The sequence below is a fragment of the Mycobacterium sp. ZZG genome (assembly GCF_054786995.1).
The window spans coordinates 1-11612 of the sequence record NZ_JBTBFV010000096.1; the positions used below are offsets into that span (position 1 = coordinate 1).

At 68.3% G+C, this 11612-nt stretch carries 8 protein-coding genes and 1 tRNA gene; 6 read left to right on the forward strand and 3 right to left on the reverse strand.

All coding sequences use genetic code 11. The features are described from left to right. A partial coding sequence (locus ACXMYJ_RS27700) for a PE-PPE domain-containing protein (RefSeq protein WP_460359399.1) occupies positions 1 to 1365 on the reverse strand: 1365 nt, incomplete at its 3' end. A 287-nt stretch (positions 1366 to 1652) separates the two neighbouring features. Beyond that, positions 1653 to 2057, reverse strand: coding sequence for a nuclear transport factor 2 family protein (locus ACXMYJ_RS27705; protein ID WP_443189154.1), 405 nt, complete (start codon positions 2055 to 2057; stop codon positions 1653 to 1655). An 88-nt stretch (positions 2058 to 2145) separates the two neighbouring features. Between ACXMYJ_RS27705 and ACXMYJ_RS27710 the strand changes: the two genes are divergently transcribed. Next, on the forward strand, positions 2146 to 2931 hold the full coding sequence (locus ACXMYJ_RS27710) for a TetR/AcrR family transcriptional regulator (protein WP_460359400.1): 786 nt from the start codon (positions 2146 to 2148) through the stop codon (positions 2929 to 2931). A gap of 85 nt (positions 2932 to 3016) precedes the next feature. Here the strand turns inward: ACXMYJ_RS27710 and ACXMYJ_RS27715 are convergent. Further along, positions 3017 to 3090, reverse strand: a tRNA-Arg gene (locus ACXMYJ_RS27715). 86 nt (positions 3091 to 3176) lie between these two features. Here ACXMYJ_RS27715 and ACXMYJ_RS27720 point away from each other — a divergent pair. The 5 genes from ACXMYJ_RS27720 (at position 3177) to ACXMYJ_RS27740 (ending at position 11489) form a co-directional block, all read left to right on the forward strand. Continuing rightward, a complete protein-coding gene (locus ACXMYJ_RS27720; protein WP_460359401.1) occupies positions 3177 to 4664 on the forward strand; it encodes a wax ester/triacylglycerol synthase family O-acyltransferase in 1488 nt (495 codons plus the stop codon). Further along, positions 4661 to 6325: an HAD-IB family hydrolase gene (locus tag ACXMYJ_RS27725; RefSeq protein WP_443189157.1), complete on the forward strand. Its 1665-nt coding sequence runs from the start codon at positions 4661 to 4663 to the stop codon at positions 6323 to 6325. Before ACXMYJ_RS27720 ends, ACXMYJ_RS27725 begins: the two co-directional genes overlap by 4 nt. Then, entirely contained in the window at positions 6322 to 8673 is a 2352-nt protein-coding gene (locus ACXMYJ_RS27730) for a glycerol-3-phosphate 1-O-acyltransferase (RefSeq protein ID WP_460359402.1), read from the forward strand. The genes ACXMYJ_RS27725 and ACXMYJ_RS27730 overlap by 4 nt, the downstream gene beginning before the upstream one ends. A 31-nt stretch (positions 8674 to 8704) precedes the next feature. After that, positions 8705 to 10723, forward strand: a complete 2019-nt coding sequence (locus tag ACXMYJ_RS27735) for a cytochrome c oxidase assembly protein (protein ID WP_443189159.1) — start codon at positions 8705 to 8707, stop codon at positions 10721 to 10723. A gap of 280 nt (positions 10724 to 11003) precedes the next feature. Further along, positions 11004 to 11489 carry a single-stranded DNA-binding protein gene (locus tag ACXMYJ_RS27740; RefSeq protein WP_443189167.1) on the forward strand — a complete coding sequence of 162 codons (486 nt, stop codon included), beginning with the start codon at positions 11004 to 11006 and terminating at the stop codon, positions 11487 to 11489. Positions 11490 to 11612 lie beyond the last annotated feature (123 nt).

Below are 11612 nucleotides of genomic sequence, written 5' to 3' on the forward strand. Positions count from 1 at the left end.
TTCTCCGGATTCGGTGACGGACTCGGCTTCGATGATGGAATCGGACGCGGTTTCCGGGTCGGATCCGGCTCCGGTGACGGGCACGGCATCGTCCTCGATGCTCTGCTCGTCGCGCCGCACGATCTCCGGGTCGGCGTCCTCCGAGGCGGGCTCGGCAGGGGTGCCCTCGTAGACCGGAAAGGTGTCGTCTTCGTCCACAGCCGGCGTCTCGTGATCGACTGGATGGCCGTCGGAGACCCCGGAGGCACGGACCTCCCGGCCGGTGGGGGATTCCTGCGGGGCGTGCCCAGAATCGTTGTCGGACAACGTGTCTAGGCCTTCACGGATGGCGCCGGGCACCTTAGCCGCCGCGCTGACGATCTCGCCCAGCGACGGCATCAGCCGGGCGGGCCGGTAGCGGCTCGGATCCGACGGGATCGGGTTGCCGTCGTAATAGGCCGAGTCCACGATGACCTTGAGCAGGGGGGCGGACACATCGGCGACGGCATCACCGAGAACATTGCGGATCAACCGCGCCAGCGGAAGCTCGTCGGTGGTGTACGTGACGTAGGTGGTGTTGCCTCGGGTCGTCAGGTACGCGACCACCCGATCGCCCACGGGCGGGGCGCACCGGGCGTTCTCGCACGGCACGGCCTCACCACCGGTGAGCACCGCGCACGTGTTCGCCCCCCCGCACGACACGGCCGGCCGGCCGTCGACGTCGACGGGCAGGTCGATCTCGGACTGCTCCCGGTAGCCGTACAGATACGCCACCAGAGAGTTCACGTGCGCCACCAGATTGAACAGGTCCGCGGGCGCGTTGGAGTTGTAGTTGTACTGGTAGGCGATGTCGACCACGGCAGCAGCGGTGGTGTCGGTCTGCGACGGGAATGGGTTCACCCCGATCAACGCGAACAGCGGATAGCGGGTACCGAACCCTCCGTCGGGGCGGGACACGTTGTTGTCCAGGATGAACACCGTCTTGGGCAACGCCGGGTCGGCGCTGCGGTCGAGTCGGTTCAACAGCAGGCTCACGTTGGCGGCACCCCAGCCGGAGGACAGCACGGCGTTGTCCTCACCGGAATTGGCTTGCAGCGCTGCGTCGATCGCGCCCACCCCGCCCCGGAAATCGACGCCGACGAGATCCGCGCCCGGCTGCCCGCCGGAGTTGTACGGGGCCTGGTTGAACTTGCCGCCGAAGAAGTCCTCGTTGCCGGTTGGGTCGGGATGAGTGGAACTCCCGACGACGATCAGCGCGCTCAGATCGACAAGCGGCGCCGAGATCGACGCCGGATGGGTGGCGGCGACCCCGCCGACGGTGACTGCCATGCCGATCGCCGCAGCGCCGGCCGCGGTCGTGGCGGCCTTACTCCGAAATTTGCCCATACCTTGGCCCCTCCCCGCGACACGGTATCCCGCCGCGGCGTATTGCGCGACTGCTTCCCGTCGGCGCGCTGGGGTATCGCGGCGAAATGCTCGTCGAGGAAGACTCCCAGCGATGTCGACGCACGGCGGGATGCGGATTCGCTGAAAAGCACACCGCGCGACGCGTCGTCAGCGAACGTCGCCACGGCGATTGGCCTGGTAGCCGAGCTAGGTGAGGCGTCTCGCGAAGTTCGACCGGGCGTCGCTGCGACCTTCTCTGCCGTCGAAGACCAGGACTGTGGGCCCGGCTAGGAGTCGCCCCAGCCGCCCTGAACCATGGTCTGGAACTTCCAACCGTCGCTGCGGGATCGGACCAGAAGGTCGCCGTACCGGACCTGCTGGCTGTGCCCGTCCACGGTGATCGTGGCGTCGGTGATCACGAAGACCAGGTTCTCGTTGATGAAGTGCGGGGTCCGCACCGACTCCATGGAGACATCCCCGGCGCCGCCGAGTTCCTGTGTCATCTGCGCGACGAACCGGTCACGGTCGCAGGACTCGGCCCGTCCGTCGGTGACCTCGTTGAGCGGAAACATCGCCTGATCGGCCATCCCCTCGATGTCCTTGGCCACCGCCAGCGCGTCGTAGCGCGCGAACCACGCCAGGACGTCCTCGACATCGGCGGGCGACGGGGCGTAACCACCCTCAGCTGTCATATGGAACATCCTCTCTTCTCCGTACCGTGTACGACGTACAGTGTACGGGATTCTTGCGTGGTATGGACCGGCCGTTACGATCAGCCGGATGGACAGGCGCGGAACGGCCCCCGACAGGACCAGCGCGGGCGATCCGGTGCGGACGCTGGAACTGCTGTGGCGCACACCGGGCGGCGCCCGAACCCCGCGCGGGCCCCGGCAGCGCACCACCGTCGAGGCGGTGGTCGGCGTCGCGACCGAGATCGCCGACGCCGACGGGCTCGCCGCGGTCACGATGCGCGCGGTCGCGACGCGGCTCGGCATCGCCACCATGGCGACCTACACCTACGTGCCCGGCAAGGCCGAGCTGCTCGACCTGATGCTCGACAGTGTCCACGCCCAGATGCCACGCGCCGATCTGCGTGGATTGCCCTGGCGTGAGCGGGTTTCGGCCATCGCCGCGGAGAATCGCGACATGCTCGACCGGCATCCGTGGGTGGCGCAGCTGGCGACCACCCGCCCGCCGCTCGGGCCGGGGACCATCGCGAAGTACGAGCACGAACTCGGTGCGTTCGACGGCCTCGGGCTCAGCGACCTGGAGATGGATGCGGCGCTGACCTACGTGCTCGGCTTCGTGATGTCGGTGGCGCGTATCGCGATCGACTCGCAGAGGGCCGGAGCCGACAGCGGCGTGACCGACCAGGCGTGGTGGGAACGGGCCGAGCCGCTGCTGGCGAGAATGTTCGACGCCGAGAAGTTTCCGCTCGCCTCCCGCGTCGGGGCTGCTGCGGGGCGGGCCCACGCCGGCGCATACAGCGCCGGGCACGCTTACGAGTTCGGGCTGGCACGCGTGCTCGACGGCCTCGCGCCCGTGATCGAGACCACAGACCGGTAGCGAGGCGGTGCCGTTCGAGGATTCGGGCCGCCGCACGCACGACCCGCCGCCCGACAGTCGCCTCGGTTCCTTGGTGAGGAATTTGCGCCCCCGGCAGGAATCGAACCTGCGACCTAGAGATTAGAAGGCTCTTGCTCTATCCAACTGAGCTACGGAGGCAACGCCGAGCAGTGTATCGCGCGGGTCGGCGGTGACAGCCACTAAAGCCGCCTCCTGCGAGACGGCTGCCGACTAGCGTGGTGCGCATGAGCAATGAGCCGGAACTGGACGCGGCCGGACTCCCGGAGGAACTCAGTCCGCTCGACCAGATCCTGCACCGCGGCGAAGCCAATCCGCGCACCCGCTCGGGCATCCTGACCGTCGAGCTGCTCGACACGACCCCCGACTGGGACACCTTCTACACCCGCTTCGAGCACGCGTCCCGCAAGGTGCTGCGGCTGCGCCAGAAGGTCGTCACCCCGACGCTGCCGACGGTGGCGCCGCGCTGGGTCGTCGACCCCGACTTCAATCTCGACTTCCACCTGCGGCGGGTGCGTGTCCCCGAACCCGGCACCATCCGGCAGGTGATGGACCTCGCCGAGATCGCGGTGCAGTCGCCGCTGGACATCTCCCGGCCTCTGTGGACGGCCACCCTGATCGAAGGGGTGGAGAACGGTCGGGCCGCCCTCATGGTCCACCTGAGTCACGCCGTCACCGACGGCGTCGGTGGTGTCGAGATGTTCGCCAACCTCTACGACTTCGAGCGGGAACCGGCGCCGCAGCGCCCTCCGCCGCTGCCGATTCCCTCCGACCTGTCGCCGAACGATCTGATGCGCGCCGGCCTGAACCGACTGCCCGGCACCATCGTCGGCGGCGTCCGTGGCGCATTGTTCGGCGCGGTCCAGGCGGTCGGGCACGTGGTGCGCGACCCGGTGACGCGGCTGGGCAGCGCCATTGACTACGCGATGTCGGGGGCCCGCGTCATGGGCCCGGTCGCCGACCCGTCGCCGATTCTGCGCCGGCGCAGCCTGTCCTCCCGTAACGAGGCGATCGACATCGAGTTCGGCGACCTGCACCGCGCCGCCAAGGCCGCCGGCGGCTCGATCAACGACGCCTACCTGGCCGGCGTGTGCGGGGCGTTGCGGCTCTATCACGAGGCCAAAGGTGTTCCGGTGGACACACTGCCGATGGCCGTGCCCGTCAACCTGCGCTCCGAGGACGATCCCGCGGGCGGCAACCGGTTCGCCGGGGTCAACCTCGCGGCGCCCATCGGGCTCGCCGACCCCGAGGTGCGGATCAAGGAGATCCGGTCGCAGATGACGAGCAAGCGCGAAGAGCGGGTCCTGGACCTGGTCGGCGCGATCGCCCCTGTGGTCAGCCTGCTTCCCGACCCGGTTCTGGAGTCGATGGCGGGATCGATCGTCAATGCCGACGTACAGGCCAGCAACGTGCCGGTGTACGCCGGGGACACCTTCATCGCCGGCGCGAAAGTGTTGCGCCAGTACGGTATCGGGCCGTTGCCCGGTGTGGCGATGATGGTGGTGCTGGTGTCGCGTTCGGGGTACTGCACGATCACCGCCAGGTACGACCGCGCGTCGATCACCGAGCCCGACCTCTTCGCCCGCTGTCTGCTCGCCGGCTTCGATGAAGTGCTCGCCCTCGGCGGCGACGGCCGTGCCGTCCCGGCGACCTTCACCGCGCGTACCGCCCCCGTCGAATCATCGACCCGACTGAACGGAAGTGGCCCCCAGTGACTTCGGCGACACCGGACAACCGTCAACTGCGTCTCCCTGGTTCGGTCGCCGAGATCCAGGCCAGCCCTGAGGGGCCGCAGATCGGTGCGTTCTTCGACCTCGACGGCACACTCGTCGCAGGGTTCACCGGCGTGGTGATGACCCAGGATCGCTTGCGGCGCAGACAGATGTCGGTGGGAGAGTTCATCGGCATGGTGCAGGCCGGCCTGAACCACCAGCTCGGCCGCTCGGAGTTCGAGGATCTGATCGGCAAGGGCGCGCGCATGTTGCGCGGGAACTCGGTGGACGACATCGACGAACTCGCCGAACGCCTGTTCGTCCAGAAGATCGTCAGCCGGATCTATCCCGAGATGCGCGAGATCGTGCGCGCGCACATGGCCCGCGGCCACACCGTCGTGCTGTCTTCTTCGGCGCTCACCGTCCAGGTTGAGCCGGTGGCCCGCTTCCTCGGTATCGACAACGTGCTGAGCAACAAGTTCGAAACCGACGACGACGGGTTGATCACCGGCGAGGTGCAGCGGCCCATCATCTGGGGGCCCGGCAAGGCGAGGGCGGTCCAGGAGTTCGCCGCCGCCAACGGCATCGATCTGTCGAAGAGCTACTTCTACGCCGACGGCGACGAGGATGTCGCGCTGATGTACCTGGTGGGCAACCCCCGTCCGACCAACCCGGCGGGCAAACTGGCCGCTGTCGCGGCCAAGCGCGGCTGGCCCATCCTGCGTTTCAGCAGTCGCAGCGGTTCGAGTCCTGCGTCGCAGGTACGCACCGCGCTCGGCGTCGCGTCGATGGTGCCGATCGCCGCCGGAGCCCTCGGCGTCGGACTGCTGACCCGCAACAAGCGCACCGGGGTCAACTTCTTCACGTCGATGTTCGGGCGCACGCTGCTCGACACCATCGGCATCAACCTGCAGGTGCTGGGCAAGGAGAATCTCACCGCGCAGCGGCCCGCGGTGTTCATCTTCAACCACCGCAATCAGGCGGACCCGCTGATCGCCGGGAGGTTGATCAACAACGACTTCACCACGGTCGGCAAGAAGGAACTCGAGAACGACCCCATCGTCGGCACCATCGGCAAGATCCTGGATGCGGCCTTCATCGACAGGGAGGATCCCCAGAAGGCCGTAGAAGGCCTCCGCAAGGTCGAAGAGCTTGCGCGCAAAGGTCTGTCGATACTCATCGCCCCCGAGGGGACCCGGCTTGACACCACCGAGGTGGGCCGCTTCAAGAAGGGCCCGTTCCGGATCGCGATGTCGGTGGGCATCCCGATCGTGCCCATCGTGATCCGCAATGCCGAGGTGATCGCCGCCCGCGACTCCAGCACATTCAACCCTGGCCTTGTCGATGTCGTTGTCTACCCGCCGATCCCGGTCGACGACTGGACGCAGGAGAACCTGACCGAACGCATCGAGGAGGTGCGCCAGCTCTACCTCGACACCCTGAAAGACTGGCCGCACGACGAACTCCCGGTGCCGGACCTGTACCGGCGCGCAGAGACCGCCAAGAAGACGCCGGCCCGCAAGACGCAGGCCGCGAACGTGACCTCCAAGAAGGCTGCCGCCAAGAAGGCTGCCGCCACGAAGACGGCCAAGAAGGCGACGGCGAAAGGCGCCGCCAAGAAGGCGCCGGCCCAGGGCGCCGGTGGCACCAAGGACCGGCCGTGAAGGCTCGGGCCGACGACTTCGCCGCCTACAACGCCGTCGACGACACCCTGGTGCTGGCGTCGGTGTCCTCACCTGCCGAGGAGGAGTTGCTGCGCGACTGGCTGGAGAGCCAGCGACGCGCCCACCCTGAGTCGAAGATCGAGGTCCTCAAGCTGCCGGCCGACGACGATCCGGCCCCTGCGGTGCTGGCCCGGCTGGTGGAGCTGCTCCAGGCCGATGAGGATCGCTCGGTGGTCCCCGTACGCGTGTTCTGGGTTCCCGGCGGACTTCCCACCCGGTCCAAGGTGGTCGCGGTGCTGTCCGGCCGTGACACCTACTGCCCGCCGAAGGTGCTGCAGCGCGCGATCCTGAAGCGGGACCCGTCCCGGGCCCGCGTCGTCGCCGGTGAACCCGCCAAGGTCGCCGAGCTGCGGCAGCGCTGGAGCGAGACGACCGTCGCCGAGAACCCCAGGGAATTCGCCCGATTCGTGCTCCGGCGGGCGATCCTTGCCATCGAGCGCGTCGAGTTGCGGTTGCTCGGCCCCGAATACAAGTCGCCCCGGCTGATCAAGCCGGAGGTGTTGACCTCGGCGCGGTTCCGTGAGGGGCTGGAGAAGATCCCGGGCGCCACCGTCGAGAAGGCGGGGGAGATGCTCGACGAACTCGCCACCGGCTGGAGCCGATTCTCGGTCGACCTCATCCCGTCACTGGGGCGGGCGATCTTCAGCCGCGGCTTCGACCCGAACATCGACTACGACCGCGGTGAGGTCGAGGCGATGCGCCATGCACTGGAAGCCCATCCAGCCGTGCTGCTGTTCTCGCATCGGTCCTACCTCGACGGCGTCATCGTCCCGGTGGCCATGCAGGAGAACAGGCTGCCACCTGTCCACACCTTCGCGGGCATCAACCTGTCCTTCGGGTTCATGGGCCCGCTGATGCGCCGCTCCGGGGTGATCTTTCTGCGGCGCAAGCTCGACGACCCGCTGTACAAGTTCGTGCTGCGCCAGTTCGTGGGCTATATCGTCGAAAAGCGGTTCAACCTCTCATGGGCGATCGAGGGGACCCGGTCGCGGACCGGAAAGATGTTGCCGCCCAAGCTCGGCCTGCTCGCGTACGTCGCCGACGCCTACCTGGACGGCCGCAGCGACGACATCCTGCTGCAGCCGGTGTCGATCAGCTTCGACCAGTTGCACGAGACCGCCGAGTACGCCTCGTACGCCCGGGGTGGCGAGAAGACCCCCGAGGGATTGTCATGGCTGGTCAACTACATCCGCGCCCAGGGCGAGCGCAACTACGGCAAGATCTATGTCCGCTTCCCCGAGGCGGTTTCGATGCGTGAGTACCTCGGTGAGCCCCACGGCCCCCTGGCCACCGACGAGTCGGCCAAAAGGCTGGCGATGCAGAAGATGGCGTTCGAGGTGGCCTGGCGGATCCTGCAGGTCACCCCGGTGAACGCGACGGCGCTGGTGTCGGCGCTGCTGCTCAGCACCCGCGGCATCGCGCTGACGCTTGACCAGCTGCACCACACGCTGCAGGACTCGCTGGACTATCTGGAGCGTAAGCAGACGCCGATGACCAACAGCGCGCTGCGGCTCCGGACTCCGGAAGGGGTGCGCGCCGCTCTGGACGCGCTGTCGGGCGGCCATCCGGTGACCCGCACCGACAGCGGCCGGGTGACCGTGTGGAGCATCGCCCCGCAGGACGAATTGGAGGCGGCGTTCTACCGCAATTCGCTGATCGACGCGTTCCTGGAGACCTCGCTGGTCGAGTTGGCGCTGGCCTACGCCGCGCGCACGGACACCGACCGGTTGGACGCGTTCTGGAATCAGGTGATGCGGCTGCGGGATCTGCTCAAGTTCGAGTTCTATTTCGCCGACTCGGCCGCCTATCGCGAGCACGTGGCCGAGGAGATGTCCTGGCATCAGGATTGGGAGAGCGACGTCGCCGCCGGCGGTGACCGGCTCGACGCGCTGCTGCAGGAGAAACGCCCCGCAATCGCCGGACCACTGCTGCGACCGTTCTTCGAGGCGTATGAGATCGTCGCCGATGCGCTCATCGACGCACCGGCAGAGATCTCGGAGAAGGATCTGACGGCCAAAGCGCTCGGCCTCGGTCAGCAGTACGTCGCGCAGGGGCGGGTGCTGAGCACCGAATCGGTGTCGGCATTGCTGTTCGCGACCGCCCGGCAGGTGGCCGCGGATCAGCATCTGCTCACCCCTGCCGCCGATCTGGATGAACGCCGCAGAGCCTTCCGCCGTGAGCTGCGCGGCATCCTCAAGGACATGGACACCGTGGACCGGTGCGCGCGCAGGCAGTTCTCCGCCCGCGAGCGCAGCCGCCGGGAGCTGCGCAACGACCCTGTGTCGTAGATCGCGTCCGGGAAGGTCATACGCTGGGCACATGACGTCTGTCGCCCGCGCCGCACCCGTCGGGGTGCACCGCGCCCCGGTGTGGGCGGTGCTGTGCGGCGTCGCGGTGCTGGCCGGTCTGACCGCCGCGGCGCTGTCGGCGCTGTCGCTCGCCGAGGCGCTGACCGCCACCGGGCTGCCCGACCCCGGGCCTGTGACAAGTTACGGCCTGCCGTTCGTCCGGGCGGCCGGCGAGATCGCGGCGGTGACCGCCACGGGCGCGTTCCTGTTCGCCGCGTTCATGGTTCCGCCTCAGCCCAACGGTGTCCTCGACGTCGCCGGCTACCGCGCGCTGCGAACAGGCACCGCGGCCGCGGGTGTCTGGGCGGTGTGCGCGGTGCTGATGGTGCCGCTGACGGTGTCCGATGTCAGCGGTCAGCCGTTGACGACGCGGCTGAGCCCGGCCGACATCTGGTCGGTGGCCGATCTGATCGACATCGCCGGTGCGTGGCGATGGACGGCGTTGCTGGCCGGGTTGGTCACCGTCGTCAGCATCCCGGTGTTGCGCTGGTCGTGGACCCCGGTGCTGTTCGCCGGGTCGCTGCTCACGTTGCTGCCCCTGGGCCTGACCGGACACTCGTCGTCCGGCGGTGCACACGACGTGGCGACCAACAGCCTGCTCATCCATCTCGTCGCCGGGGCGATCTGGGCGGGCGGGCTGTTGGCTCTGCTGGCCCACGCGTTGCGCCGCGGCGAGCACGGTCCGCTCGCCGCGCGCCGCTTCTCGGCCGTCGCGCTGTGGTGCTTCGTCGCGATGGCGCTCAGCGGGCTGGTCAACGCGCTGGTCCGGATCAGGCCCGCAGACCTGGTGAGCACCGATTACGGTCTGTTGATCCTGGCCAAGATCGCGGCATTGGCGGCCCTCGGTGTGCTCGGCTGGCAGCAACGCCGGAAGGGGGTCGCTGCGTTGCAGCAGGACCCCGGGGCGCAGGGCCCGCTGCTCCGGCTGGCCGTGGTGGAGGCCGTGATCTTCGCGCTGACGTTCGGCGTCGCCGTCGCGCTGGGGCGAACCCCGCCGCCGCCCCCGGTGAACCTGAACCTGTCGATCCCGGCGGTCGAAATCGGCTATGACCTCGCCGGCCCGCCGACGCTGGCCAGGATGCTCTTCGACTGGCGCTTCGACCTCGTATTCGGTACCGCGTCAGTCGTGTTCGCGCTGGTCTACCTCGCCGGGGTGATCCGGTTGCGGCGGCGCGGCGATGCGTGGCCTGCCGGCCGGACCGCGGCCTGGCTGCTGGGCTGTCTGGTGCTGCTGCTGGCCACGTCCTCAGGAATCGGGCGCTACATGCCGGCGATGTTCAGCATCCACATGGTCGCGCACATGATGCTGTCGATGCTCGCGCCGATCCTGCTGGTGCTCGGCGCCCCCGTCACGCTGGCGCTGCGGGCGCTACCGGCCTCGGGCCGCAACGACCCGCCCGGCCCGCGCGAGTGGCTGCTGGCCGCCCTGCACTCGCGCCTCTCCCAGGTGCTGACCAACCCGTTCGTCGCGACGGCGCTGTTCATCGTCGGGTTCTACGGCCTCTACTTCGGCGGCATCTTCGACGCGGCGGCGGGTAGTCACTTCGCGCACCTGGCGATGAACCTGCACTTCCTGCTCAGCGGCTACCTCTTCTACTGGGTCGTGATCGGCATCGACCCGACACCGCGACCGCTACCACCGCTGGCCAAACTCGCGATGGTGTTCGCGTCGCTGCCGTTGCACGCGTTCTTCGGCGTGGTTCTGATGAGCACGCAGTCGGTGATCGCCGAGAGCTTCTACCGCTCGCTGAATCTGAGCTGGCACACCGACTTGCTCGGCGACCAGAAACTCGGCGGCGGGATCGCCTGGGCCGCGGGTGAGGTGCCGCTGGTCGTCGTGCTCATCGCGCTGTTCGTGCAGTGGCGCCGTTCCGACGAGCGCACCGCCAAGCGGCTCGACCGCGCCGCCGACCGAGACGACGACGCCGACCTCGCGGCCTACAACGCAATGCTCGCCGAGTTCGCCCGGCGCGAACGCGAGCGCGGCTGAGGCCCGAACGTCATATTTTCAGCTGTTCAGATATTCAGGTGTTGTGTTAGCGTCGCGGTAGCGGGCCGGCCCGGGCGCACCGATGCAGCACATCGACGTGGTGGCCGGCCCGCACCAGCGGGTGCGACCATCCCCAATCCGCGATTCATCCACAGCCTGCGCCCTGATGCTCGACGCCCTGCCTCCCGGTGTCGGCGGCCGCGTGCTCAATGGCGGTGTCATCGCAGGATCGGGCACGGTGCCTGATCCTGCAGCTGAGAAACTCAGGAGAGGCACCACCATGTTCGAGACACCGATCACCGTCGTCGGCACCATCGTCACCGCACCTGATCGCCGGCGGGTCGGCGACCAGGAGCTGTTCAAGTTCCGCGTGGCCAGCAATTCCCGGCGTCGTACCGCCGACGGCACCTGGGAACCGGGCAACTCGCTGTACGCGACCGTGAACTGCTGGGGCCGCCTGGTCACCGGCGTCGGGGCGGGCCTCGGGAAGGGAGATCCCGTCATCGTTGTTGGTTACCTGTACACCAACGAATACGAGGACCGCGACGGTAACCGTCGGTCGTCCCTGGAGATCCGGGCCACCTCGGTCGGCCCGGATTTGGCGCGCTGCATCGTCCGCATCGAGAGCCGCCGCCACCCCGAGCCCGCGGCCCCTGCCGCTGGGGTGGAGCGGCAGGACGGGCCCGTCGAGGGCGAAGCCATCGCCTATGGGGACGCAGCCGAGGTCGACACCGCCGAACCGGAGTCACTGAAGCTGACCGCCTAGGAGTCTGCTGAATTAATCCGGCGTGGTGGCGGGGTTTGTGGCTGGGTTCTCGAGATGATTAATGGATGCAGGGGCATTCTGAGGATCAGCGTGAGCTGTTGGATGCGGAGTCGGTTGCCGGGC

What these genes read in the sequence shown, in the direction of transcription:
- ACXMYJ_RS27705 (WP_443189154.1), bottom strand. Translation starts at nt 2,057, where the DNA reads ATGACAGCTGAGGGTGGTTACGCCCCGTCGCCCGCCGATGTCGAGGAC.
- ACXMYJ_RS27710 (WP_460359400.1), top strand. Translation starts at nt 2,146, where the DNA reads ATGGACAGGCGCGGAACGGCCCCCGACAGGACCAGCGCGGGCGATCCG.
- ACXMYJ_RS27720 (WP_460359401.1), top strand. Translation starts at nt 3,177, where the DNA reads ATGAGCAATGAGCCGGAACTGGACGCGGCCGGACTCCCGGAGGAACTC.
- ACXMYJ_RS27735 (WP_443189159.1), top strand. Translation starts at nt 8,705, where the DNA reads ATGACGTCTGTCGCCCGCGCCGCACCCGTCGGGGTGCACCGCGCCCCG.
- ACXMYJ_RS27740 (WP_443189167.1), top strand. Translation starts at nt 11,004, where the DNA reads ATGTTCGAGACACCGATCACCGTCGTCGGCACCATCGTCACCGCACCT.